This window comes from Cupriavidus sp. HY129 (assembly GCF_059492215.1).
The window spans coordinates 350,078-373,552 of the sequence record NZ_CP083255.1; the positions used below are offsets into that span (position 1 = coordinate 350,078).

Genomic DNA, 23,475 nt, shown 5'->3' on the forward strand with positions numbered 1-23,475 from the left:
ACTACGTCAGTCGACGCATCCATCGAAATATTCAGAGAAGCCACCATGCAACAACAGATCTGCAAAGACCGCGTCGTCGTCATCACCGGCGCCGCCCGGGGTATCGGGCGTGAATATGCGCTTGAATTCGCCCGGCAGGGCGCCAAGGTCGTCGTGAACGACCTTGGTGGGAAGAGCGACGGCTCCGGTACTGCCAGTGCGCCTGCGCAGGAAGTGGTCGCCGAGATTGCGGCGATGGGCGGACAAGCCATCGCCAACTTCGACGACGTCGCGGACTGGGAGGGCGCAAGCCGCATGATCCAGACCGCAATCGATCACTTCGGCGGTCTCGACGTGCTGGTCAACAATGCCGGCATCTTGCGTGACCGCACCCTCGCCAACATGACGGAAGACGACTGGGACGCCGTTATTCGAGTGCACCTGCGCGGCACCTTCGCCCCGGCGCGCCACGCGGCCGCGTACTGGCGCGACGAAAGCAAGGCCGGCCGGCAGCGTGCGGCACGGCTCATCAACACCAGTTCGTCGTCGGGACTCTATGCAAATCCGGGGCAGGCCAACTATGCGGCAGCGAAGGCCGGCATCGCATCCATGTCGATCGTCGCCGCACGCGAACTCGGCCGCTATGGCGTAACGGTCAACGCGATCTACCCCACCGCCATGAGCCGGATGACCGAAGCGCTCTTCGCCGCCAATCACTTCAAGCATCTGGACGCCGCGGCCGAGGGCTTTGACCAGTTGAATCCGGCCAATGTCGCGCCTCTGGTCGCCTGGCTTGGGAGCGAGGAGTCCGGGGACATCACCGGCCGGGTATTTGGCGTGCGTGGCGGCCGCATTACTGTGGCCGAAGGGTGGCATGCCGGCCCGCGCATCGAGAAAGCTGGCCGTTGGGATGCGGCTGAACTCGGTGCGCAGATTCCTGCGCTGGTACGCCAGTCCGCGGCCAACGCCGATGTCTCCGGCGAGATTCCGCAGCACTGATCGCGAGCACACGCCATGACGATGACCCCGAAATACCTCGGCGACCACGCCACGCTGACACCCGACAAGCCCGCCGTCATCAACGGCACCACCGGGGATCGGCTCACCTATCGCGAACTGGACGAGCGCTCGAACCGCTTCGCCCAATACCTGTACGCGCTGGGCCTGCGCCGTGGCGACCATTTCGCCATGGTGCTCGAGAACAATATCCGCTGCTTCGAGGTTTGCTGGGCAGCCCTGCGCTCGGGCCTGCTGGTCACGCCGGTCAACCGTTATCTGACCGCGCCGGAAGCGGCCTACATCATCGCGGACAGCGGCGCGCGCGTAGTCGTGACCTCGTGGGCCATGCGCGACCTTGCCGTGCAGCTGGGCGACATCATGCCGGCCAACGTCGGGCGGCTGATGATCGACGGCACCATGCCCGGCTGGCGGAGCTATGAAGACGCCGTCGCCGCGTATCCGGCCGAGCGGCTGGCCGACGAGTGGCTCGGCGCGACGATGGTCTACAGCTCGGGCACTACGGGTCGTCCGAAGGGCATCATCCGCGCGCAGCCCGCCGGCAAGGTCACCGAGGGCTCGGGGTCGGCGCGTCGACCGCAGTTCGACCGCTACGGCTTCGGCGTCGATACCGTTTACCTGTCACCGGCTCCGCTGTACCACACGGCACCGTTGGGCTACGGTCTGGAAACGCAGTTCGGTGGCGGCACCGTCATCTTCATGGAGAAGTTCGACGCCGAAGACGCACTACGCATGATCGAACGTCATCGCGTCACCCATAGCCAGTGGGTGCCGACCATGTTCATTCGCATCCTCAAGCTTGATGACGCCACGCGCGCCGCGTACGACCTGTCGAGCCATCGCGTCGCCATTCATGCCGCCGCGCCATGCCCGCAGGAAACCAAGCGCGACATGATCGAATGGTGGGGGCCGATCCTGCACGAGTACTACGCCGCGACCGAAGGCAACGGGTCGACCAGCCTCGACACGCAGGAATGGCTGGCCCACCCGGGATCGGTCGGCAAGGCACTGCTCGGCAGCATCCGCATCTGCGACGACGATGGCAACGAACTGCCTGCCGGAGAAACCGGCACCGTGTACTTCGAGCGCGAGGCACTGCCCTTCCACTACCACAACGATCCGGACAAGACACGCGCCGCGCAGCACCCGCGCCATCCGACCTGGACGGCGGTCGGCGATGTCGGGCGCGTGGATGCCGACGGCTATCTGTACCTGACGGATCGGAAGGCGTTCATGATCATCTCTGGCGGCGTGAACATCTATCCTCAGGCGATCGAGGATGCGCTGGTGATCCATCCCAGCGTGGGCGATGCCGCCGTCATCGGCGTGCCGAATCCGGAGATGGGCGAGGAGGTCAAGGCGATCGTGGAACCGGCGGCCGGCATCAGCCCGACCCCGGAACTGGCGGAAGAACTGCTTTCCTACCTGCGCACGAGGGTAGCCAAATACATGGTTCCGCGCTCGGTCGACTTTATCGACACAATGCCCCGCTTGCCGACCGGCAAGCTCTACAAGGCTTCGCTGCGCGAACGCTACTGGAAGCCATCATGACGGCGGCGCCGTTCCGCACGCGCCTGACCGACCTGTTTGGCATCCGTCATCCGCTCCTCCTTGGCGGGATGCATCATCTCGGCGAATCCGGTGTGGTGGCGGCGGTTGTCAACGCCGGGGCGATGGGCTTCATCACAGCACGCTCGTTCGCCACACCCGACGCGCTGCGACGGGATCTGCGCCGTTGCCGCGAACTGACCGGCGGCAGGCCGTTCGGCGTCAACCTGACCCTGGCGCGCCGGGTCGGCCGCAACGATGCCGTAAAGGACTGGATTCGCATCGCGCTTGACGAAGGCGTGCGTCATTTCGAAAGCGCCGGCAATTCGCCAGCCGATTTGGTCGCGCCGATCCAGCGTGGCGGCGGCGTACTGATCCACAAGTGCCCGAGTGTGCGTCACGCGTTGTCAGCCGAGCGGCTTGGCGTGGACGCCGTGGCGCTGGTGGGCCTCGAGGAAGGTGGCCATCCTGGCGCCAACAAGCTGTCCGCCTTCGTCAATGGTGCGTTTGCGCTGGACCGCGTGCGCGTGCCGCTGGTGATTGGTGGCGGCATCGGCAGTGGCCGCCAGATCGCCGCCGCGCTGGCGATGGGCGCCGACGGCGTGGTGATGGGGAGCCGTTTCATGGTGGCGGAGGAAATCATCGCGCATCGGGCGCTGAAGGCCCGTATCGTGGCGGCCGACGAGCACTGCTCGGTCGCGATTCTCGACTCGCTTGGCGATACATGGCGCGTTCTGGACAACGACACCGCCCGGGCTGTGCAGCAGCTCGAAGCACAGGGCGCGCGCGCGCATGCCGATTTCGGCGATCTGATCCTGTCGGCGCGCACGCGCGAACGCGTCTACGAATCCGGCGACGTGGAAGCCGGAATCGTATCGCTGGGGCCAGCTGGCGGCTTCGCGGACCATATCGAGCCGGCGGGAGACATCGTTGCCCGGTTGATGGCCGATGCCGGACGCGCGGCAGCCTCCCTTTCCAGCGTCTTGCGTCATGAAGCGGTTCCGCACAGCGCCACGCCGACTGTCGACGTCGAAGCACTGCCCAGCAATGCCCTCGGAGCCCGTGTTCCAACGAAAGGAGATACCTATGCAGACCAATCATGACTATCCGGACATCGCCGTTCGCCGCAAGGAGCACGTCGCCATTGTCGAGTTGTGCCGCCCACCCCATAACTATTTCGACGAAGCGTTGATCCGAAATCTGGTCGAGTGCTTCGAGCAACTCGATGCCGATCCATCCTGCCGCGCCATCGTGCTCGCATCGCATGGCAAGGCCTTTTGCGCCGGTGCGGACTTCACTGGCGGGCAGACCGACCCGCAGTTGCCCCGGCGGCTGTATCGCCACGCAGTGCGCCTGTTTCGCACGCGCAAGCCCATCGTCGCCGCCGTGCACGGACCGGCCATTGGCGGTGGCGTGGGGCTGGCGCTGGTCGCCGATTTCCGCGTTACCTGCGAAACGGCGCGCTTCGCCGTCAACTTCAACCGACTCGGCATTCATCCGGGCTTTGGACTGTCGGTAACGCTGCCGCGTCTTATCGGTGCCCAGCAGGCGGCGATGCTGCTGTTCACCGGGAAGCGGATCGACGGTCGCAAGGCGGTCGAGATCGGTCTTGCCGACGTGCTTGCCCCCGCAGACGAGGTACTCGAGCACGCCGTGGCGCTGGCGGAAGAGATCGCCGCGTCCGCGCCCCTCGCGCTGATGTCCACGCGCGATACGCTGCGCCAGGGCCTGGCGGATGCCGTGCTCGCGGCGGTGGACCGCGAAGCATCGGAGCAGGAATGGCAGGTCCAGACCGCCGATTTCACCGAAGGTGTCGCCGCTACCGCTGCGCGGCGCACGCCAGTGTTCCAGGGCAAGTAGAAAGCGTCACGGCAAAGGAGTCTCCGTTGAACCAACTATTGCAAACATTTCGTCTCGCGCAACTTCCGCCGGAAGCAGAATCCTTTCGTGCCGAAGTCAAGCGGTTCCTTGCCGAACACCTCCCGCAAGTGCCGGCCGATCGGCGCGCCCGCTCGTGGATGGGCTTCGACGCCGATTTCAGCCGCCGCCTGGCCGCGCGCGGCTGGGTGGGACTGACATTGCCACCAGCCTGCGGCGGCGCCGGCCTCGATGCCTTCCGCCGCTTTGTGCTGGTGGAAGAACTGCTGAGTGCCGGGGCTCCGGTGGCCGCGCACTGGATCGCAGACCGCCAGAGCGGCCCACTCATCCTGCGCTATGGCAACGAGGCACAGAAGCTGGCATACCTGCCGCGCATCTGCCGTGGCGAGGCGTTCTTCTGCATCGGCATGAGCGAACCGAACGCCGGCTCCGACCTTGCCAGCGTGCGCAGTCGCGCCGTGCGGACCGAGACAGGCTGGCGCATGAACGGCCGGAAGATCTGGACCACCAACGCCCACCACTGCCAGTACATGATCGCGCTGGTACGTACCTCCGGCGCACCCGAAGACAAGCAGAAAGGGCTCTCGCAATTCATCGTCGACCTGTCGCTGCCGGGTGTGAGCATCCGCCCGATCCACGACCTGACCGGCGACGCGCATTTCGCCGAAGTCGTCTTCGACGACGTCGTGCTGGCCGACGATGCGTTGGTTGGCCAGGAGGGCAGTGGCTGGGAGCAGGTCAACGCCGAACTCGCTTTCGAGCGCAGTGGGCCAGAGCGCATCTACTCCAGCATGGTGCTGCTCGACCTGTGGGCAACGCATCTGCGCCGTCACGGCGCCACGCGCGAACAATCCGCGGCACTGGGCCGCTTCGTATCGCACATTGCCACGCTGCGCAGCATGTCTGTGGCGGTGACCGCGAAACTGGCCCGGCACGAGAGCCCGGTAGTGGAAGCCGCACTGGTCAAGGATCTCGGCACGGAGCTCGAACAGGCGATTCCGGCCTACGTCGAGAGCGCGATGTCCGCCGACCCCGATTCGCCGCCCGATCCCGTGCTGTACCGGACCGTGGCCTATCTCAGCCAGATTTCCCCAACCTTCTCGCTGCGTGGCGGCACGCGCGAGATCCTGCGCGGGATGATTGCCCGCAGCTTGGGCTTGCGCTAAGGAGCACCTGATATGTTCGTGGAAGCCATCGACGCCATCCTGCAAGACCAATTCACACCTGAGACCGTTCGCGCCATCGAGTTCGGTGGCAACGCCGCGCCCGCGTGGCAGGCGCTCGCCGCAGCCGGTTTCCTGGAACTGCTGGCCCCGGAAGCAGCGGGCGGCGCGGCACTGGAGCTGCCCGACCTGTTCCCCATCCTCACGACGATCGGCCGCCACGCGGTGCCGGTGCCGCTGGCGCAGAGCATCGTGGCCCGGGCCCTGCTCGCGCGCGCCGGGGCGACAGTGCCCACGGGCATGGTGACGCTGGCCCAGTCGTGCCGGCTCGACAACGATGGTTCGCTGGTCTGTGCCTATACCCCCTTCGGCACCATTGCCGATTACGTCATCGCGGGCAGCGCCGATGGCCTCCTGCTGCTCGATTGCGCCAGCGCGCAACGTGAGGCTTCGGGTGTTCGCGGCAGCCAGTGCGCGATGTTGCGCTGGCCCGCCGCCCAACCGGTCACGCCGCTACCCGGCGTCGACGCGGCGGACGTGCAGACGTGGGGAGCCGCCCTGCACGCCGCGCTCATCGCTGGCGCCGCGGCACGCGTCGGGGAAATGACACTCCAGTACTGCCAGGATCGCTCCCAGTTCGGGCGCGCCATTGGCAAATATCAGGCGGTCCAGCATCAACTCGCCGTCATGACCGAGCACATAGCCGCCGTCACGGTGGCGGCCGAGATCGCCTTCGCCACCACGGGGACCCAACCTTTGCGACTGGCCGCGGCTGTCGCAAAGTCTCGTAGCAGCGAAGCGGTGCAACTAATTGCCGCGACGGCCCATGCGCTGCACGGCGCGATCGGCGTGACGGAGGAGTTTGATCTGCAGTTGCTGACGCGACGGCTTCACGAATGGCGAACCACACACGGGTCGGAGGCTTGCTGGGCTGCCGTGATCGGCGATGCATCGCTGGCGGACCAGATTGCGATCGTGGACTTTGCCAGAGGGGTGGCTGGGAACACCTGCTGATCCGCGGGACGGACGGCCACCTGACGCCCTATCCCTCGTTCGCCAACGACGCACATCAGCAGCGCGCGGCGAGGGATGAAATTTATATCTGGGTATAAATACAGGGCAATCGTGGCACCCCCCACAACTTCTGGATGCAAAGTCCGCGGTACCGGGTCGCCGTCAGCGCCGTATGCGCCAGAGACCGGCCGAGCAGGCTCGATGGCGATCGCTTCAGTCCCATCTAGCGGCAGCCAGGCGCCGCATTCGGCTCATTTCAATGCGATCACATATCAACAGGCGCAGCTTGTAGCGCGCTAACATTCGACGCTGACGGCACAAGCCTGCCCTCAAGCCCGAGGTATTTGATTCAACGGCATCCCCATCATCGAGTGCGAGGTCCGGCAGGAGTTAGGCGTAACAAGCCCATCACCGGGTCTTGATAACGCCAGCGATCACGCTGCCGCATCGCATCGAGCGGCGCAGTGAGGACGGCTTTGGCGAAGGCGATTTCAAGGCGATTTCAAGGCGCTGTTCGAATTCCTGGAGCAGGATCAGGATCAGGATCAGGATCGGCGCGGCCCGCCCATCGGTTCCCACATCTTCAAGGTACACACCATGCAATCCAAGACGACAATCACCCTTGCGGATCCGCACCCCGTTCTCGGCAGCACCCAGGTTTTCAAGACTTTCAATTACGCGCCGGCTGTTGCGGCAGGCGGCCTGCTATTCATCGCTGGCCAGATCGGCATTCGCGCAGACGGGACCGTGCCTGTGGATGTGGAGGAGCAGATCGATCTCGCATTCCAGAGGCTGGGCGCGATTCTGCAGGCGGCTGGCCTTGGATTTGAGGATCTGGTTGAGCTGGTCAGCTATCACGTCGATATCGACAAGCAACTCACGGCGTTCCGTGAGATCAAGGACCGATACATCAAAGCGGATGCACCGGCCTGGACGATACTGGGTGTGGCCGCATTGGCCAGACCGACGCTGTTCATCGAGATCAAGGCTGTGGCTGCGACGCGCGCCGTGTGATCGGTCAACCGTGGAGGGCCGGAGATTCAACCAGTCGACTGCACACTCCGTGGAGGCGACGAATGGCGCTACCCTCCCTTCCATCAGTGCAGCGTGTAGAGAGTCTGTCGCCCCTTGGCATAGAGGTCCATGGCGATCTGCAGGATCTCATCGCGATGCCGGTCGAAGGAGTCCAGCATCCTCGCTTCACCGGAACCGAGAGCGGGGTCGAAACTCATCAGTACGCGATCCTCCACCAGGAAGGTAATCTCGCCTGTGTTGTCATAACCCCAGAACCACACGCCACGCTTGGCCTCATCATAGGTGCGGCTTGGATTGGGAAAGGTAAGTGTCATGTGTCGTCCTGTGTCCAACGCCTTTGATTGACCGCGTTGCGCGCACACTACCACCGCGATGCGCCCCAACTAATGCGTATCGCGTTTCATGCTCTCGGCTTCCATCGCGGCATGCAATTCCTCATATGCCTCGACTGGCTCCATGTCTTGATCGACGAACGCGGCTGCGCGCTCTGCTGCAGCCAATGCGTCGCGCGGGATATCGGTCTGGCTGTCGTCCTCGGTACTTGGCGGCAGCAGCATGTCCTCAAGCATCCCTCGCAACTCCGGCGTATTCCATGGCTTGCCCAGCCTGCTCTTCCTGTTCAGGTAGTGACGGATCTCCGAGTCTTGCTCGGCGGTGAGCGGCAGCCCCCGGAAAGTGGGGTCAGTGTTGTGATGGATCATGATACGCCTCCCGAAGCGGTATGCGCCCGCAATATAGAGATTTCGACTCCCCGCGGTGTACGTTACAAGTTACGCGTGATCACTGTGCCGCGTGTCCGCGGCACACCGATTTACGTCTTCCTCTTGGCGACACCTTCGTTTCCAACGCGCGAATGCGTCGTGCCAAATGGGGTTCCCGGCACGGCTGGCTTCTTGGGCTGCTTGGGCTTTTTTGCTTCGCGAGTGCTGCGTAGTTGACTCTTAGCCATGGTATTGCTCCTGATTACCTTGCTTGCCAAGGTGCGGCAGTACCAGCATACGCGCTTGGAGACGCCAGCAGGATGATTCTCTCGACGCTAGAGCGAAACAACGGATTCGCCCGCGACCAGTCCGTTGATGATGTCCTCGCCAAACTGCACCGCTCCCCTGCGCGCGGTACCGATGTTCTCCCAAAGCGTATTCTCAAGCCGGAAAACGCGGGTATGTTCGCTACCGGGGCGATATCCCGTCCGGCAGATGACGATCGATGCATTGAACCTGCCGTCCGGCTTGACTCGCGGCCAAGTCTGAACAGGCTGGTTCTTGTAGACCAGAGGATAGAGGTCGAAGCCCTTGTAGAAGGCGAAGGGTGGGGCGTTACTGATACTGGCAATGCTCACGACTGCTCCATGCGGCGTAGCGCCGCTGTTGCCCAGTTACGTCATGGGCTGTGTTGAGAATGCCTGTTGACGACAACAACGCTCAGAGTGAAACAAGGGATTGGCCGAGAATTGCGCCGTTGATGATGTCCTCGGCATAGCGAAGCACAACGTGCTCGCCTCCGGCGATGTCCGTCTTCGCGACAGATCACCACAGCGGCATTAACAATCGGTCTGGCCAGTGCCCCCGTCGTGCAGGCTCCGTTGCCGTTACGGCTTCCATTAGCCACTGTACTCTACTGGTGAGGCAAGGAGTGCTTTTATTCCACCAGGGAGAACAACTGCGCGACCGGCGAAGAAGCGAATCAATCGCACCCGCAACCTGAGCTTCCTCCCTCCTTAACGTACCGCACGACAACCGTGGTGAACCGGAGGCCGTTCTGCCTTGAAAGCCGCCATTGTGTCTGCACTGGGTCGATTGGCAGTTCAGGGGCGGCGCCGACCTCCTGGCGCCGGCGTAGCGGAACTCGGGTTCGACAGGTGCTTGCCCGCCAGAAGCAGACGTACGAAACCACCGCACAACGTGTGCGAATCTCGTTCGAAGCCGTGACTATTGCCTGGCCAGCGATTGGAGCTGGTCGCACGCGTGCAGATTCAAAGCAATGAACTCATCCCAAGTGTGCAGGCGCGCGTATCGCAATACATACATCCGATCTACCCGGCAAATGTCCGGGCGTTCGCTGTAGATGGAACAGGCTTTGCTCGCTGCGTGGTAGTGCCTGCATGTTCCATCACCACGATCGAGGAAGAGTGTTTCGTCGGATAGATGAACGTTCTCACAGCAACGCCCGCACTGCGTACAGGGAAATGCGCGCGAAATCGGCGTGTTCACTTCGCCAGGGACGCCAGCCATTTACGTGTGCTCGTCGCGTTGCCCATTTCGTAGGGCAACTCAATGCCCTGCTTGGCGATTTCATCTTTCAGAACGAGACCGCGCTGCATTTCATCGTTGCAAGCGGACAAGTCACGAGAGAACGCTGCCAACTCCTCGGTGTCCATGTTGAATTCCTGGCGCGCCAACTCGGTCAGGTAGACATCCAGCTCGGCATTGATGGCTTGGTACTTCTTCACCGTATCCGCATGCGGCATCATGGATTCGAGATAGGCCCAAGCCCGTTGCGCCACGCTGCCATGCAACAAGACGTATGTGAACCCAAGCGTTGCCAAGCCGGTTACCAAAGCGCCCACAAACGACGCCAGTTCAGCGCCGAACGGAAAGTTGCACAACGGCAGTAATTGCGCATGGGCGATCGAGCCCACCGTCACGCCCGCGGCCGCCGACAGGACGCCCATGACGGCCTTGCACAAATCAGTAAAACCCAGTTTCTCAGGGTTGAAGAAGACCAGCTTGAACGCCTTGCACAACTGGCCCCAGATCTCCCGAATGATCTTGATCGTAGCCTTCTGTGTGGTGGCAAAGATGTTGAAAACCGTGGTCGTCAGGCTCGATACGATGCCACCAAAAACACCGTCCTTGAAGCTGGTCAGGAAGTCCTTGAAGCGCAACCGAATACGACGCCAGATACCCCGAAAAGTGCTCTGGATGTCTTCGACGAACTTCTCGAAGCTGAACTGTTTTTTAAGGGTGTCCAGAATAGTCGGAACTTGCGCGCGTAGCTCGAACCAGACTTCCGCCATGACCAACCCAAGCATTTGGCGAGTGCCCATCTTGAAGCCGGAAAGACCCGCAGCAACGCCAGTTTGCTGCATGAACTTGCTGCCACCGTAGTAAGCACGATCGATTGCTCCGTCGTATTTCTTTCGAGCCTGCTGATCTTTCTTTCGCATTGCATCAGCATCGATAGACTTGAGGCCTTCTATTTTCTTCTGTGTCTTTCTGATTTTCTCTTCGAGAACGTCCACCTTGTGCCGCTGCTCGGGGGTCTCGCGCGGCAGGTTGCGCAATTTCTCCTGCTTTCTGGCCAAGTCTTTCTCATGACCTTCGACGAGCCTGGGAAGATTCTTCAGATAGTCATCGATCGGTGATTGTTTCTTGGACTTGTTAATCGTTTCCAGCGTCGTTTGCAGGTTGCTGCCCTGGTTAGCCAACTCCACGCCGTCGAGCTCTGCCAACACCCGGCCAGCGTCGTCGTGGATTTCCTTGGCGGCAATAATATGGTCGAGATTGCGTTGCTCGTCCATTGCCATGACCTGACCGCGATAGGCATCGTTCAGTTGCCCAGCTTGATGCAGGGCCTTGTCTTTTTTGCCGGTCGCTATGTAATTCGGATGCGTGTGATACGCCGTGCCATCGTACGCCCCGCGCTGCTCGAAGGCTTGCTGTTCCTTTTCCGTGCCCCAGATGCCCTGACGTACGTTATGGACTGTGTCCACGTCGCCGCCAACCTTGTCCTTGAACAGAAGGAAATCCAGGCCAAACGTGGTGACCAGACTGTTGACCACGGTTTTCTCGAGCTCTTCGGCCCAAGGGTAGTTGGCGACTGCGGTGGACATGTTTTCTTGTGATTGAGATGAAAAAATCGTGTGCCGCGCCAATCGCGGCGCACGTAATTCAGGAACGAGCCGCCTCGATGTTTCCTGCCTGAGACTCGGCCTGGCGCAAGGCCAGATCCAGTTCGGCATCGTTGAGGATCATGGAGCCATCGGCATCCTTCTCCATCTCTGGCACACCGTCCTTGTTATGCACGACCTTGCCATTGATCTTTGCAGGTCTGAAGATTGGAACGATGATGAGGTTCACCAGGATTGCCGCCAGCGCATAACCGTTCTCGATGACCCGGAGAACATCGTCGCCAAGTTTTTCGATCTCCGCGCCTACGTCGACATTCCGGCCCTTGATGTCATCCATAAAGCGGTCGATGCCCTTGAGGGTGTCGAAATAGCGCTGGAACTGCCCAGAAATCGTGGTCAGTTCGACCTTGATCTTGCGAGCATAGACTTCAGTCTTCGTAAGCTGCTCGCTGGCCTTCATCAGCTTTTCAACGGCACGGCTGACTTCGTCGTTGGCCTTGCGGGCATTTATGAGAGCTTCCTCGCCGTGACTATCGTAAGCCCAGCCAGCAATGGCAAGCACCGGCGCTGCCACGGCTGCGCCCAGAATGACCGTGCCGCCGGCCATACCCAGGCCGCCCGCCGACAGCGCGCCGCCGCCCAAGGCCGCCAGGGTGGCATTGGTGGCAGCCACACCAGACAGGGCCGAGATGGCAGTGCCGGTGGAAGCCGCACCTAGCGCCATGACGCCGCCATAAACAGCGAATCCCACCGCAGCACCTGCAGCACCCGCCCCAACCGCTGTGCCCAGAACACTGATAGCTGTGATGCTGTAGTTCTCGATCTTTTGCAGCTCATGCTTGGGAATGCTGATGTTCAGCTTGTTATCCCGCCCGGCATTGAGTTGCTGCAGGAGTTTGTCGGCCAAGGTTTTGAATTCGCCAATGCTCTTGCCGATCTCCAACTCTTTCTTGCCCAACAGGTCGAGCGCGACAGTCGTTTTCTCTTCCTGGGTGTCGACCGCAGATTTCCTGCGTTCGTAACGGGCCTGAGCATCCTTGACGATCTCGTCAGCTTCTGAGTGCTTTTGATAGCCGTCATAGCCTTTCTTGGCACCATAAGCAGCGGTGACAAGTGCGGCGGCGCCGATGATGAATGGCAGAGGCATGATTTGGAACCTTTCAGGTTTAGGGGATATCACGGAAGTGTCCGCTTCTGCGGACACTTGACATTGAATGCATGGCGGACAGCAGATGGCGCTTCCAGTCTTGAAACTCCTCCTTGGTAAGCGCGCCTTGCTTGTGCAGTTCATAGAGCTCGCGCAGCTCGCCGATATAGCCCTGACACGATGGAGCAGCCTCCTTCGCGTTCACGGACTCGGTGGTCTCCAACGTAACGGGCGCAGGCAATGCCGCCGTTGCCTCATCGTTGCGCCCATTGTTGAGCAACCGCGTAAGCCCACGTTGGATGGTCTGCACGCCCGCTGAAATGCCATACAGCACGCAGACAATCGCAAACAGGCCTAGCAGAAACATGATCATTCGCATCACGCGCAATCCCTTGCCAGAGAAGAAATCGTCCTACTTTCTGTTCTTGATAAGTAGTGATTCGGGCCTCTGGTCGTCAGCCTTGTCCTTGAAGCGAAAGAAAGCACCTTCCTTTCCTTCATCCAGCCGACTTTGGGAATGGTCCCTGTCCAGAGGCATATCGACCCATTGCCCGATACTCGATACCCCTCTTTGGAATGGCGGGATAGCTGGGCTAACGGGGCGTCAAAGATCGAGTTGCCCTGATGCTATTCGTGAATCTGGTCAGATGGTGTCCATATTGCTAGCATTGCATCCACATTCAGCGAACGCCCCGTCATGAAGAGGAACAACACCCACGCGCAGCCACTCAGCGATCTCGCGATCGCTACCCTCGAGCTGATGGCGAGCCGCCCCGACGGATATCCTTCTGGCGAGTTGCAAAGCGCGCTCGAAGGACATGCAGACAGAAGAACGATCCGACGCGCCCTTTCTGAACTAGAGAACGGCGGTCTCGCGAAGCCGGACGGTGCAACGAAGGGACGCGTCTGGAAGGCGTTGTCGCCAACGCCGGGCGGGCGTCGACCGTCTGTCAACGAGGCCATCGCGCTCCTGACACTGCGGGACCTCGCCTACCGTCATCTTCCCGCCAGCGTCGTCGGAGCATTGGAGGCCGACTTCATCGCGGCAGCGCACGTCCTCGAAGAGCATCCCACCGCGTCGAACCTCGCGGCCGCGCGCCTCTGGCTGGACAAGACCGCTCGGCTTCATGCGGGCTATCCACTCGTCGCGCCCGCGATCAAGGATGAGTTATTTCAAATCGTCGGTCACGCGCTCTACAACGATGAGTCGCTTGATATCACCTATCGAACATCGCGCGAGTCCGCACCCAAGCAATATCGCGCCCTCCCCCATGCCTTGATCGAAAAAGGGCCGCTTTGGTATCTGATCGTCAAGAACAAGCGCCGCACGGCCGAGGGTTCGATCTTCTCACTGCGAATGGACCGCATCATCGAGGCCACGCCCGCTGGCATCGATCTGACCCGCGACCGAGCATTCAACCTCGACGCCTATATCCGGAAGGATAAGAGCATGGAGTTTTTCGCAGGCAAGCCGGTCCAGCTTGTTCTGCGAGTCAACGAAATGATTGATGCCAAGCGGATTGAACACGCCTTCCGTTCATTGCGTCTGAGTGATGATCAGACCATTGTCGAAGAGGATGGCGGCTTCCTGCTGGTGGCGACGGTGGTGCCTTCGGTGCCGCTAACCAATCTGCTGTTGGAGAAGAGCACTACCGTGGAAATCGTCGCGCCGCCAGATATGCGTGAAGGCATGATTGCTCATTTAAAGCGCGCGTTGTCGCGCTATGAGCATGGAGCGGCGCCCATCGAGAATCTGGACACCACCGGCCCACATTAGTCCCTACCATTTGGATCGTTCTCACTACGGAGCATGCAATGCGCCTCGAAACGATCCGCGATCCACGTAGCCTGCTCATGGGCTTCATCGCCACGGAAGAGCATGGGAATGGCGTTGCCCACGACGCCCATATGAAGGTGCTGGGCACATACAGCGTCGAACGAAACTTCACATATGATTCACGGGGTTGCCCGTTCGCCCGCGGCAATAGGTTACTCGCGTTGGTTCACCGCAGCGCCGACTGAGGCCTTTCACCATGTGGATGCCTTGCCATGATGAGTTCAACCTCATGTGGGCGGACAAGCCCGGTACCGGCCACTATTTTGCGCCGCCGATTCACCCCGACCCTCGCATGTACAAGTACGTTTGGTGGATCTGGACCCGTGCATCGCCGTGGGATGGAACCGCCTTTTTTGCGAACACGCCTGCGCTATCTATGGGCCAGTTTCGTCAGATCGAACGGCAGTTGATTGATGCGAGGGAGCATTTCTTTGTCTATGGCATTCAGCGTCCGCGCCGTGGTAGTGCGCTGGAGCGATCTACCCCTCAATGGGCGCACGCCATATTCGCCCCCGCGTATGACGAAGACGATGACATCGCGTGGCAAGGTCACAAGTAGCGACCGGAACGCGAAGCCATAATGCACACGGACACCGGGGAAACGAGTAAGGTCGCTGCTTCCCTTCGCGTCCCATGTTCATTTGATTCCCTCGAATCCAGGGACTTACGCTGAAGATCGCTGTCTGGCGCGCATCACGCTACGCGTTCAAAACCTGGCTCGGCGAGTCGGACAGTGCAAGGCGAACAGGGAGCCGTCTGGCACAATATCAAATCGTCTGCCCCAACCCACAAGCCAATGCCACAATCGACCGAGGTCTTCACGCTGCCGCGCTGGAAGATAACAAGATGGCTTACGGACACAGACAGAGACGTCCCTACTGACATCAAGCGTGCGCTTATCGGAAGCTTGTTCGGGACGTTGTCCATCTTCGTTGGCGGGGTCATCAACACGCTGTTAGTCGCTGCGTTGATAGCCTGGCATATCCAACGCCCAGCATTCTTTGCATGGTTCGGATTGGAGTGCCTGATTTGCATCGCTCGAATCAGCATCTTGGTTTCGGCGCGGAGACGAGCGCGTACGGCACGGTCGACCCATACCGACTTGCACCTGGTGTTTAGTCTGGCGTGGGCCTTTAGCGTAGGATTGGGAGCCTACCTGAGCATTACAAGCGGAAACTGGCTCGCTGCCGCCCTGGCATGCCTTTCTTCCGCTGCAATGATTGGTGGCATTTGCTTCCGGAACTTCGGGGCACCCAGGATGAGCGGGCTAATGATTCTACTGGCTCTGGGTCCATGCTGCCTTGGTGCAATCGTCGCACGTGAACCGCTGTTCCTTCTGACACTGATTCAATTGCCCGTCTACGTGGCCAGCATGACGAGTGCATCCTTTCGCATGCATGCAATGCTGGTTGCAACGATGCAGTCGGAGCGCGAGAACGCACACCGCGCGCGCCACGATTCGATGACTGGACTTCTGAATCGAGGCAGCTTGCTGGCTGAAATCAGAGCGGCAATGGAGTGCAATGCCAGTTCCCCACTGCGCTCCGCGCTCCTCTATCTTGACCTGGACGGCTTCAAACGAGTCAACGACGTACATGGCCACGGCTGCGGAGACGAACTGCTCCAGCAAGTGGCAGGCCGAATGCGAGCGACGGTGCCCGAAGGCACTCACGTCTCTCGAATTGGAGGAGATGAGTTTGTCATCTTGCTGCACCACCATGAGAGTGATGACGTGCAAGCGCTCGCGCAACGGCTGCTACGAGACATAGCTGTACCGTATCTGCTGGCCAATGGAGAGAAGGTGGCGATTGGCGTAAGCATCGGCATTACCCATATTTCTCCCAACGGACAAAGCGCCGATGCAGTCCTTAATGTCGCCGACCGCGCACTGTATGTCGCAAAGGCGCGCGGCAAGGGATGCTTCCATTTTTCGGAGGCGGTTTAGTCGGTCTTCGGATGCAGCGCTGCTTGTTGATTGTCCGTACGAATTCGCGGCATTTCCGCTAGCCTCAACCAATTCGATGTACTCAGTCGGGTCGGAGGCTTGCTAGCAACGCTTGGCTCGAGACCCTGTCAACCGACGCGATACAGCCCGTTGCTGTCTGAGACGAGCACTGCGTCTCGTGAAAAAAAAGGCTGCAAGCCTTGCTGGACAAGGGTTGCAGCCTTTTTTTTGGTGTGCTCAACAGCTGTAGCTTGTGCTGTTTGCACTTATGTTTTCTTCATTGCTCCAACCCGCATGGCACGCGACAACAAGGTCGGTACGCCTGTGTACCAATCATCAAAACCATGAAAAATTTCACTGAAATCAGCAACTTAGCATCATGCGCATAACGTGATGTTGGGCTGTTGGTGTCAAATCCATATAAATGTGACTCTCTTTCGCGCTTCTTTTGGCGCGACATTAAGGTCGGTACGCCAAGCCTAGGTGGCTAATCGACATGCACGTGCTGCAGTTCACGGTCGCGAAAGGATCGGTCCTTTGCTTGATGCGACGCGGACGCCCGAGTTTCTGGGCCACGGCGGGATTGAATGACGCCCCTTGCCGATAGCTGCCAGATCTCGGTGTCTATTGCCAGAGGTCCGAGATCGGCTGTGGATTCAACCGGTCGATGCAACACACTAGACGCTGCATGAGCAGCGGAGGTGTTGCAAATGAAACAGAGGCGCCGGATCTACTACTCCGAGACCCAGAAGGCACTAATGTGGGAGCGGTGGCGGAAAGGTGACACGCTTCACCAGATCGCCCGACTGTTTGATCGGTACCATTCATCTGTGCAACGGATTCTGGCGGAGTCCGGCGGCATCCAGCCAGCACCCCGACACCGCTCCAGGCTAGCCCTGACGCTCGCCGAACGAGAGGAGATATCTCGTTCCGTCGTGGCTGGGCTGTCGATCCGCTCGATTGCATTCCGGCTCGGACGCGCCCCATCTGCTCCGCCCCTCACTCCGGCATCGGTATTCATTCTCATGGTGTCAGCCATTTGTCTTTTCCCTTCGCATCCGAAGCAAGGTTCTCACGTTCCGTACCAAAGCCTGTATTGAGTTCATGCCGCCTTTACACCGGCTGCCATCAGGTCCGTAATCAGGTGCCGTCCCAACTGATCCTGGAGTAAACTTACGACTCCAGTTTTGACAGCGCTTTAGATAAGTAACGATGCGTCGTCGGACGGTTTGCTTTCGCTCATCTACTCAACACGTACCTGCCACCCTCTCCGGGTGACTTTTCCACGGTCGCTCACCACCGCGTCTTTTGGACGCAGCAGCACCGGGCGGTTTGAAGCCTGCTCCTGAAAGCCGACTTCGGGAGACCTACTCCCATCTTCAGTACAGCACCGCAGGCTCCCGCCTGCGTTCGTGACACACAAAGTTTTCTTATCACAAGGCCAAGAGCAGGCCCGAAACAGAGGACCTGGAGAATGCGGGAGACGGCCGAGACCGGCCACTAGGGGTCGTAGAAAATCCATGGCCAAACGTCGCCTGCGGAGTGGCTTTCAGCCGTTCGGCAATCGGCAACGCCGTCCGCCGGACTCATGCGCAGATCAATGCTGCTGCGAGCTCGACAACTGGCGTCAGCCTGCGATTGTCGGACGGAACACCTACAGGCAAGAGAAATCGTCCACCACCTTGGCCACAGTCCCAAGGGCATGTCCGAGCGCGTCAAGACCGATAGAACCGAGTGCCAGTCGAATGGCGTGCGGCACATGCTTCGAGACGGCGTATGGCTGTGCCGTTGACACGGAGATCCGCTCCCGCAGCAACGCCTTCGCCACCGCATCGGCGCGTACATTCTCAGGCAGCGGAAGCCAGACGAAATACGACTCGGGATGTCGGACCGGCTTCAGGTGACTCAGATATTCGGTCACGACGCCTTGGCGCAATGCGGCGTCACGTCGCTTCTCAAGCTCGAGTCGCGCAACCGTTCCGTCTTCGATCCAGCCGCAGGCGATTGCCGTCATCGTTGCTGGCGTAGTCCATGTCGTGGCACGAATCGCCCGCTCCACCTTGCTGATCCACTCCCGCGGGGCGCAAACCGCTCCCACGCGCAGGCCGGTCGCGACGCTTTTGGATAAGCTGGACACGTACACGGTCGCCTCCGGAGCCAGCGCGGCCAGCGGGGGGGGCGAGCGATCCGCCAGGAACGCATATGCTGCATCCTCGATCAGGATCAGTCCGTGTTGCCGCGCGATGGTGACCAGTTCACGCCGGCGTCTGGCGCTCATGACCCATCCCAGCGGGTTGTGCAACGTCGGCATGGTGTACACGGCACGCACTCGCCGTCGACGGCACAACGCTGCCAGGGCGTCGAGGTCCGGACCGCGGGCAGATGAAGGTATCGCAACCAGTTCGAGCCGGCAGGCCTCGGCAGTGAGCTTGAACCCCGGATAGGTCAGGACGTCGACAGCGACCACGTCTCCAGGCTCCAGCAAGGCCATGGCCGTGACGGTCAATCCATGCTGACCTCCACTGACGAGCACAGTGTTGTCTGCGTTTGCCGCCAAGCCTCGTCCGGCCAGATGTCTGGCCATCGTTTCCCGTTCGTGCTCACGGCCACCATGCGGATGGTATTTGAGCAATGCTTCCAGGTTCCCTGATCCTGCAAGCCCACGCAGGGCTGCCCTAAGAAGCTCCCCCTGCCCTGGCATCGAAGGATTGTTGAAGCTCAGGTCGATCGTGTCGTCGCTCCAGGGCTGAAGATCGATGCCGTGGCCACGTGGCAGCACCTCTTTCACGAACGTGCCGCGGCCGGTCTCGCCGCTTACCAGACCCATTGCGTGCAGCTCCGCGTAGACACGCGTAGCGGTGACCAATGCCAGACCCTCCCGGGCTGCAAGTTCACGGTGGGTTGGCAATCGCGTTCCGGGACGCAAACGACCCTCATGGATGTCGGCCGCGAACTGGTCGACCAGTTGCTTGTAGCGGTGTCGGGGCATGTCAGTGGTATCCACGACAATTGTCGGAGCGTATTGATTATTGCGCCTGCATGCCTGCTACACAACACGAACGTACATGGCTCGCATCACGCGAGGATTTGGACTGCATCCATCGCATGTGCAGCCTCAATTTGCCAGTGGGCGAAGCTGGCAATCGTATCCATGACAATCATTTGATTGAATTGGTTCGTCGCACTACGATGGACTCCATCTCGGACGATGCCAAGGTGCTCAGCAGACTTGCTGCACTGTCTAGTCCAGTATCAGACGGAGCCCGGCAGCATGGAACTGAACGCCACCACCATTCTCGTCACGTTCACAGGCGTCTTCCTGATCTGTTTCATGAAGGGCGCTTTCGGTGGAGGATTCGCCATCGTTGGCATTCCACTGTTATCGCTCGTCATGGACCCTGTCACGGCGGGTGGTCTGCTCGCGCCCTTGTTTGTCGCGATGGACCTGTTCAGCCTGCGCTACTGGAAACCATCCACGTGGTCAAAACCCGACCTCATCCTGCTTGTGCCAGGACTCGGGATCGGGATTGCCCTGGGGTACGTGCTGTTTCGGGTATTGGACCACCGGGCGATCGCTATTGTCATGGCGGCGGTTACGCTGATTTTTGTGGGCCTGTGGTTTATCCGCGGTGGCGAGACAATCGTACGGCCACGTTCGTCGTCCAAGGCCGTCGCCGCCGGCGTGACGTCGGGCATCACGACCATGGTGGCGCACTCTGGCGGCCCACCATTGGCGATGTACCTGCTACCGCTCGGACTTGGCAAGCAGGTCTATGCTGGCACCACCAGCATGTTCTTCACCGTCGGCAACTTCCTCAAGGCGGTCCCTTGGCTGGCGTTGGCGCGCCCGGCGGGAACCACATGGACGCTGATGGCGATTTGCCTCCCAGCAGTTCCCGCTGGCGTCTGGCTGGGTTGGCGCCTGCATGGCAGGTTGGACCCGCAGCAGATGTACAGGGCCTGCTACGGCTTGTTGGTGTTGACCGCCATAAAGCTGCTGTGGGATGGCGCATCGGGCTATCTGCACTGACCGTCATTTCCCGGTTGACAAAGTCGCCTGACTGCCAAGTCGGCGTGACGTTTTGGGGAGACCGTCGGCCCTACCTCCTGAATCGGTACGACTCCTCTGCTCAAGCCATTTCATGCTCAGCAGATTCAGGCATCACGTGACCAGGCATCACGCGGATCTGCCGGCTTTGCGCTGCACAACCAGCCGCTCCAACGCGCCGTCACTGACTTCCTTGAACAGTGCGGCGCCCCCATAGGCGCGCGCCGCCAGCATCGCGCCGTAGATCAACGAGACGAGCGTTGCGGCTTCGGCCTGCACTGATGCAGTGAGTTTGACGCGCTTGCCTCTGGCCGCGGAGTCGAGGACTGACTCAAGCCAGGCAGTGAGGCTTCCAAAATGCGCCCTCACCTCGTCCGCCACGTCATCGGGCAACACCGGCAGTTCAGCTCCTAGCATGCCCGCAACACAGAATGGCGCGCTGTCATCGGCGACGCAGCGTTCCCAATGTTGGACGTAGGCCCGCAACTGTGCGACGTCGTCCGCGCCGTTGGCGCGAAGCGCCGCTACGTCCGCATCGAACATGTCCTGCGAATGCTTCACAACGGCAATCGCGAGGTCGGCCTTCGAGGGAAAGTGATGATGAATGCTCGCCTTGCGAATGCCCGTTGCTTCAGCGACATCCGCATAGCTGAATCCGGCGTAGCCGCGACGCATGATCAGTTGCCGCCCGGCTTGCAGGATCCTTGCAGACGTGTGATCTCCGGCCACAGTCATATCTACCTACCATCTAGTTGGTTGATTGAGGGACAGTCTACATCAATCGCTCAGATTCCGTATTGTGAGATTTCTTTGAATTTTTACCATCCTACTAGTAGGATGATTTTGCCCGCAACGCATAGTTTGCCACCCATCCTGCAAATACCCTCTGGAGCAAAAAATGAAATTCTCATCACAACTCGGCCGCTTTGTGGCCGCTGCCGCCTTGTCCATCTCCGCCGTCTTCGCGCATGCGGCAAGCCCGGCGCCGGTCAAGAACATCGTCCTCGTTCACGGCTTCTTCGCCGATGGTTCCGGCTGGCAAGCCGTGGCGAAGATCCTGACGCGCGATGGTTATAAAGTCTCCGTTGTACAGCAACCAGAGACCTCGTTCGAAGATGACGTGAAGGCGACCACCCGCGTGATCGATGCGCAGGATGGCCCATCCATTCTCGTAGGCCACAGCTATGGCGGTGCGGTGATTACCGAGGCGGGCAACCATGACAAAGTTGCGGGGTTGGTCTACGTCGCGGCGTTCCAGCCGGATACCGGCGAAAGCCCCATGGACCTGACAAAGAAGATGCCGCCTGCAACCAAAGCGATCAAGGCGACTGAGGATGGATACCTCTATTTCGATCAAGCCATGTTCCACGCCGACTTTGCTGCCGACGTACCTGCCCCCCAAGCCAGTTTCATGGCGATCTCGCAGGTAATGCCCGCTGCAAAGGCGTTTGGCGTTCCCATCTCAAAGGCGGCGTGGAGGACGAAGCCTAGCTGGGCTGTCGTTGCAACAGCTGACCGCGCTATCAACCCGGACCTGGAACGCTTCATGACCAAGCGGGCCGACAGCAAGACCATCGAGATTCGCTCCAGTCACGTCGCCTACATCTCGCATCCTGCGGAAGTCGCAAAACTGATTGAGCAGGCTGCAACGCAATCAGCCAAGTCTAAGTAATCGATTTTCCGCCACTCCCGCGCAATCGCCGGATGTGGCCTGTCTCAGCAAATCACGCCGTGGGCCCCACTCTCATGAGTGGGGCCTGCCCCGATTGCCCGGCACCGCAGAATCTGGCCAATTCGGGGCCGATGGGCAGGGGGCGGCCGAAAATTGCACGAACCCAATCTAGGTTACATGCTCGCCAGGCGTGTTTTTTTGCGGTGCAGCATTGATGGGGATCTGTAGGGCGGTGGTGCAGGCCTGAAGTGGCAGAGTTGGAATCAGAGCCAGTGCCCAGAAAACTCCGCAACGGTCAGACCCGGCGCCCATCGCCCGAGTCCGCCGATCAGAGAGAGCCGCGGTCCTGACGTGGGCGGACGGCAGAGACCGGCCACTACCTGTCACCCGCAATTCGAAACTTAACGACCAGAGTGCGCCAAACATCGGTCGCTGACCGCCTCAGGGAGGTGCCTTTCCCGTAGCGCCCCATACGATCAACCATTCATCTGGCTCCTAGACACTTGGCTCTCATGAGGTAGTCAGAGCATTGGCTAAAAATCGCCTTCTCGAAATCAGGGATGCCATGTCGTAGGGCGGACAGTCTGATCTCGGGAGCCGGAAACTGCATAGGACACTTCCTTTCCGGCTGCCAGCATCAGATCCACATACTCCGCCAACTTATCTCGCGTCAGCCGACTAATGGGCCCTGAGATGCAAAGAGCCCCGACCAAAGTCCAATTGATTCCGAACACCGGGACAGCCAGGCTCGAAACTTCAGGCTCCCGTTCGCCCATTGAAATGAAATAACCATCTTTGCGAATGGCCTCGTATGGCTCGCCGCTTTCGCCTGCGAATGCCCGCAAAACTCTGCCCGGCGCTCCGGTGAGAGAAAGCCTTTCCCCGACGCGCACGTGGTGCCGCACCGCGCCCGGTCCTTCGACTCGCACCAGGCAGGCCCGAGTGTCTCCCTCCCGGACATAAAAGGCCGCGCTTTCGCGTGTTTCGTAGCTGATTCGCCTGAGCACGGGCTCCACCGTTTCATTCACGCGAAACGCAGCCTGATAGCGCGCGCCCAGCCATCCCGCGGCCGCGCCGAGGCGCCATTGTCCATCTTCGCGTTGGACCAGATACTCGCTTTGCGCCAGTGTCCGCGCCGTGCGCAGCACGGTCGATTTGCCCATCCCGACCCGTCGGCTCAACTCCGACAGGGTCAACGAAGCGTCATCGGCGGAGAAGGCCTCGAGAATTTGCAAAGCACGGGTGACCGCAATGATTGTGTCTTTATCTGCACCTTCCGGCGCCTTTTCAGGCTGAGCATTCCGTTTCATGGCACATGTTCCGCTATGGACAACGCAATTGT

General features: G+C 60.4%; 24 protein-coding genes and 1 pseudogene. 14 read left to right on the forward strand and 11 right to left on the reverse strand.

All coding sequences use genetic code 11. The annotated features are described in order from the left end of the window. Window positions 1-45 precede the first annotated feature (45 nt). From K6G35_RS17955 to K6G35_RS17980, 6 genes are read left to right on the forward strand one after another with little or no spacing between them, the layout of a single operon-like run. Entirely contained in the window at window positions 46-978 is a 933-nt protein-coding gene (locus K6G35_RS17955) for an SDR family oxidoreductase (protein ID WP_008641212.1), read from the forward strand. 15 nt (window positions 979-993) lie between these two features. Beyond that, window positions 994-2,547 (forward strand): acyl-CoA synthetase, encoded by a 1,554-nt coding sequence (locus K6G35_RS17960; RefSeq protein WP_495676828.1) that lies wholly within the window; start codon window positions 994-996, stop codon window positions 2,545-2,547. After that, window positions 2,544-3,647 carry an NAD(P)H-dependent flavin oxidoreductase gene (locus tag K6G35_RS17965; RefSeq protein ID WP_495676829.1) on the forward strand — a complete coding sequence of 368 codons (1,104 nt, stop codon included), beginning with the start codon at window positions 2,544-2,546 and terminating at the stop codon, window positions 3,645-3,647. The genes K6G35_RS17960 and K6G35_RS17965 overlap by 4 nt, the downstream gene beginning before the upstream one ends. Then, window positions 3,631-4,404, forward strand: coding sequence for an enoyl-CoA hydratase/isomerase family protein (locus K6G35_RS17970; protein ID WP_008641206.1), 774 nt, complete (start codon window positions 3,631-3,633; stop codon window positions 4,402-4,404). The genes K6G35_RS17965 and K6G35_RS17970 overlap by 17 nt, the downstream gene beginning before the upstream one ends. A 26-nt stretch (window positions 4,405-4,430) precedes the next feature. Continuing rightward, on the forward strand, window positions 4,431-5,588 hold the full coding sequence (locus K6G35_RS17975) for an acyl-CoA dehydrogenase family protein (RefSeq protein ID WP_035880788.1): 1,158 nt from the start codon (window positions 4,431-4,433) through the stop codon (window positions 5,586-5,588). A 12-nt stretch (window positions 5,589-5,600) separates the two neighbouring features. Beyond that, window positions 5,601-6,599: an acyl-CoA dehydrogenase family protein gene (locus K6G35_RS17980; RefSeq protein ID WP_035880785.1), complete on the forward strand. Its 999-nt coding sequence runs from the start codon at window positions 5,601-5,603 to the stop codon at window positions 6,597-6,599. Window positions 6,600-7,007: 408 nt separating this feature from the next. Here K6G35_RS17980 and K6G35_RS17985 read toward each other — a convergent pair whose 3' ends face one another. Next, window positions 7,008-7,193, reverse strand: coding sequence for a hypothetical protein (locus K6G35_RS17985; RefSeq protein ID WP_495676830.1), 186 nt, complete (start codon window positions 7,191-7,193; stop codon window positions 7,008-7,010). A 3-nt stretch (window positions 7,194-7,196) separates the two neighbouring features. On the opposite strand from K6G35_RS17985, the gene K6G35_RS17990 reads away from it, so the two are divergent. Further along, window positions 7,197-7,613, forward strand: a complete 417-nt coding sequence (locus tag K6G35_RS17990; RefSeq protein WP_008641192.1) for a RidA family protein — start codon at window positions 7,197-7,199, stop codon at window positions 7,611-7,613. Window positions 7,614-7,696: 83 nt separating this feature from the next. Here K6G35_RS17990 and K6G35_RS17995 read toward each other — a convergent pair whose 3' ends face one another. The 7 genes from K6G35_RS17995 to K6G35_RS18025 all read right to left on the reverse strand — a co-directional run bounded on the left by K6G35_RS17995 (window position 7,697) and on the right by K6G35_RS18025 (window position 13,004). Then, entirely contained in the window at window positions 7,697-7,948 is a 252-nt protein-coding gene (locus K6G35_RS17995; RefSeq protein ID WP_008641190.1) for a DUF1488 family protein, read from the reverse strand. 69 nt (window positions 7,949-8,017) lie between these two features. After that, window positions 8,018-8,335 (reverse strand): hypothetical protein, encoded by a 318-nt coding sequence (locus K6G35_RS18000; RefSeq protein ID WP_008641189.1) that lies wholly within the window; start codon window positions 8,333-8,335, stop codon window positions 8,018-8,020. Between the two features lie 335 nt (window positions 8,336-8,670). Beyond that, window positions 8,671-8,973, reverse strand: a complete 303-nt coding sequence (locus K6G35_RS18005) for a hypothetical protein (RefSeq protein WP_035880780.1) — start codon at window positions 8,971-8,973, stop codon at window positions 8,671-8,673. A gap of 589 nt (window positions 8,974-9,562) precedes the next feature. Continuing rightward, complete coding sequence (locus K6G35_RS18010; protein ID WP_080709612.1) at window positions 9,563-9,865, reverse strand: YkgJ family cysteine cluster protein; 303 nt, start codon at window positions 9,863-9,865, stop codon at window positions 9,563-9,565. Then, window positions 9,841-11,466, reverse strand: a complete 1,626-nt coding sequence (locus K6G35_RS18015) for a hypothetical protein (protein WP_035880779.1) — start codon at window positions 11,464-11,466, stop codon at window positions 9,841-9,843. Before K6G35_RS18015 ends, K6G35_RS18010 begins: the two co-directional genes overlap by 25 nt. Before the next feature lie 58 nt (window positions 11,467-11,524). Continuing rightward, complete coding sequence (locus K6G35_RS18020; RefSeq protein WP_008641183.1) at window positions 11,525-12,631, reverse strand: hypothetical protein; 1,107 nt, start codon at window positions 12,629-12,631, stop codon at window positions 11,525-11,527. A gap of 19 nt (window positions 12,632-12,650) precedes the next feature. Continuing rightward, a complete protein-coding gene (locus K6G35_RS18025) occupies window positions 12,651-13,004 on the reverse strand; it encodes an SHOCT domain-containing protein (RefSeq protein WP_234706908.1) in 354 nt (117 codons plus the stop codon). A gap of 324 nt (window positions 13,005-13,328) precedes the next feature. Here K6G35_RS18025 and K6G35_RS18030 point away from each other — a divergent pair, with 324 nt between their 5' ends. The 5 genes and pseudogenes from K6G35_RS18030 to K6G35_RS18050 form a co-directional block, all read left to right on the forward strand. Next, window positions 13,329-14,408 (forward strand): helix-turn-helix transcriptional regulator, encoded by a 1,080-nt coding sequence (locus K6G35_RS18030; RefSeq protein WP_495676831.1) that lies wholly within the window; start codon window positions 13,329-13,331, stop codon window positions 14,406-14,408. A 38-nt stretch (window positions 14,409-14,446) separates the two neighbouring features. Beyond that, window positions 14,447-14,653: a hypothetical protein gene (locus K6G35_RS18035; protein ID WP_035880754.1), complete on the forward strand. Its 207-nt coding sequence runs from the start codon at window positions 14,447-14,449 to the stop codon at window positions 14,651-14,653. 44 nt (window positions 14,654-14,697) lie between these two features. Next, complete coding sequence (locus K6G35_RS18040; RefSeq protein WP_234706903.1) at window positions 14,698-15,027, forward strand: hypothetical protein; 330 nt, start codon at window positions 14,698-14,700, stop codon at window positions 15,025-15,027. A 711-nt stretch (window positions 15,028-15,738) separates the two neighbouring features. Next, window positions 15,739-16,413, forward strand: a complete 675-nt coding sequence (locus tag K6G35_RS18045; RefSeq protein WP_234706902.1) for a GGDEF domain-containing protein — start codon at window positions 15,739-15,741, stop codon at window positions 16,411-16,413. 710 nt (window positions 16,414-17,123) lie between these two features. Next, window positions 17,124-17,402: pseudogene (locus K6G35_RS18050) on the forward strand (helix-turn-helix domain-containing protein); the annotation flags it as partial. A 665-nt stretch (window positions 17,403-18,067) separates the two neighbouring features. On the opposite strand, the gene K6G35_RS18055 reads toward K6G35_RS18050, so the two are convergent. Beyond that, the gene (locus K6G35_RS18055; protein WP_017513087.1) at window positions 18,068-19,402 is read right to left on the reverse strand and encodes an aminotransferase-like domain-containing protein; all 1,335 of its coding nucleotides are present in this window, start codon (window positions 19,400-19,402) and stop codon (window positions 18,068-18,070) included. Between the two features lie 282 nt (window positions 19,403-19,684). On the opposite strand from K6G35_RS18055, the gene K6G35_RS18060 reads away from it, so the two are divergent. Continuing rightward, complete coding sequence (locus K6G35_RS18060) at window positions 19,685-20,443, forward strand: sulfite exporter TauE/SafE family protein (protein WP_017513088.1); 759 nt, start codon at window positions 19,685-19,687, stop codon at window positions 20,441-20,443. 147 nt (window positions 20,444-20,590) lie between these two features. Here the strand turns inward: K6G35_RS18060 and K6G35_RS18065 are convergent, their stop codons facing one another. Continuing rightward, complete coding sequence (locus tag K6G35_RS18065) at window positions 20,591-21,196, reverse strand: TetR/AcrR family transcriptional regulator (RefSeq protein WP_024570074.1); 606 nt, start codon at window positions 21,194-21,196, stop codon at window positions 20,591-20,593. 163 nt (window positions 21,197-21,359) lie between these two features. On the opposite strand from K6G35_RS18065, the gene K6G35_RS18070 reads away from it, so the two are divergent. Continuing rightward, window positions 21,360-22,133: an alpha/beta hydrolase gene (locus K6G35_RS18070; RefSeq protein WP_215242909.1), complete on the forward strand. Its 774-nt coding sequence runs from the start codon at window positions 21,360-21,362 to the stop codon at window positions 22,131-22,133. Between the two features lie 554 nt (window positions 22,134-22,687). Here K6G35_RS18070 and K6G35_RS18075 read toward each other — a convergent pair. Next, entirely contained in the window at window positions 22,688-23,443 is a 756-nt protein-coding gene (locus tag K6G35_RS18075; RefSeq protein WP_215242910.1) for an IclR family transcriptional regulator, read from the reverse strand. Window positions 23,444-23,475 lie beyond the last annotated feature (32 nt).

Coding starts and splice junctions, on each gene's coding strand:
- K6G35_RS17955 (WP_008641212.1), top strand. CDS start 46: ATGCAACAACAGATCTGCAAAGACCGCGTCGTCGTCATCACCGGCGCC.
- K6G35_RS17960 (WP_495676828.1), top strand. CDS start 994: ATGACGATGACCCCGAAATACCTCGGCGACCACGCCACGCTGACACCC.
- K6G35_RS17965 (WP_495676829.1), top strand. CDS start 2,544: ATGACGGCGGCGCCGTTCCGCACGCGCCTGACCGACCTGTTTGGCATC.
- K6G35_RS17970 (WP_008641206.1), top strand. CDS start 3,631: ATGCAGACCAATCATGACTATCCGGACATCGCCGTTCGCCGCAAGGAG.
- K6G35_RS17980 (WP_035880785.1), top strand. CDS start 5,601: ATGTTCGTGGAAGCCATCGACGCCATCCTGCAAGACCAATTCACACCT.
- K6G35_RS17990 (WP_008641192.1), top strand. CDS start 7,197: ATGCAATCCAAGACGACAATCACCCTTGCGGATCCGCACCCCGTTCTC.
- K6G35_RS17995 (WP_008641190.1), bottom strand. CDS start 7,948: ATGACACTTACCTTTCCCAATCCAAGCCGCACCTATGATGAGGCCAAG.
- K6G35_RS18000 (WP_008641189.1), bottom strand. CDS start 8,335: ATGATCCATCACAACACTGACCCCACTTTCCGGGGGCTGCCGCTCACC.
- K6G35_RS18010 (WP_080709612.1), bottom strand. CDS start 9,865: ATGGCTGGCGTCCCTGGCGAAGTGAACACGCCGATTTCGCGCGCATTT.
- K6G35_RS18015 (WP_035880779.1), bottom strand. CDS start 11,466: ATGTCCACCGCAGTCGCCAACTACCCTTGGGCCGAAGAGCTCGAGAAA.
- K6G35_RS18020 (WP_008641183.1), bottom strand. CDS start 12,631: ATGCCTCTGCCATTCATCATCGGCGCCGCCGCACTTGTCACCGCTGCT.
- K6G35_RS18025 (WP_234706908.1), bottom strand. CDS start 13,004: ATGATCATGTTTCTGCTAGGCCTGTTTGCGATTGTCTGCGTGCTGTAT.
- K6G35_RS18030 (WP_495676831.1), top strand. CDS start 13,329: ATGAAGAGGAACAACACCCACGCGCAGCCACTCAGCGATCTCGCGATC.
- K6G35_RS18035 (WP_035880754.1), top strand. CDS start 14,447: ATGCGCCTCGAAACGATCCGCGATCCACGTAGCCTGCTCATGGGCTTC.
- K6G35_RS18040 (WP_234706903.1), top strand. CDS start 14,698: ATGTGGGCGGACAAGCCCGGTACCGGCCACTATTTTGCGCCGCCGATT.
- K6G35_RS18045 (WP_234706902.1), top strand. CDS start 15,739: ATGATTCTACTGGCTCTGGGTCCATGCTGCCTTGGTGCAATCGTCGCA.
- K6G35_RS18055 (WP_017513087.1), bottom strand. CDS start 19,402: ATGCCCCGACACCGCTACAAGCAACTGGTCGACCAGTTCGCGGCCGAC.
- K6G35_RS18060 (WP_017513088.1), top strand. CDS start 19,685: ATGGAACTGAACGCCACCACCATTCTCGTCACGTTCACAGGCGTCTTC.
- K6G35_RS18065 (WP_024570074.1), bottom strand. CDS start 21,196: ATGACTGTGGCCGGAGATCACACGTCTGCAAGGATCCTGCAAGCCGGG.
- K6G35_RS18070 (WP_215242909.1), top strand. CDS start 21,360: ATGAAATTCTCATCACAACTCGGCCGCTTTGTGGCCGCTGCCGCCTTG.
- K6G35_RS18075 (WP_215242910.1), bottom strand. CDS start 23,443: ATGAAACGGAATGCTCAGCCTGAAAAGGCGCCGGAAGGTGCAGATAAA.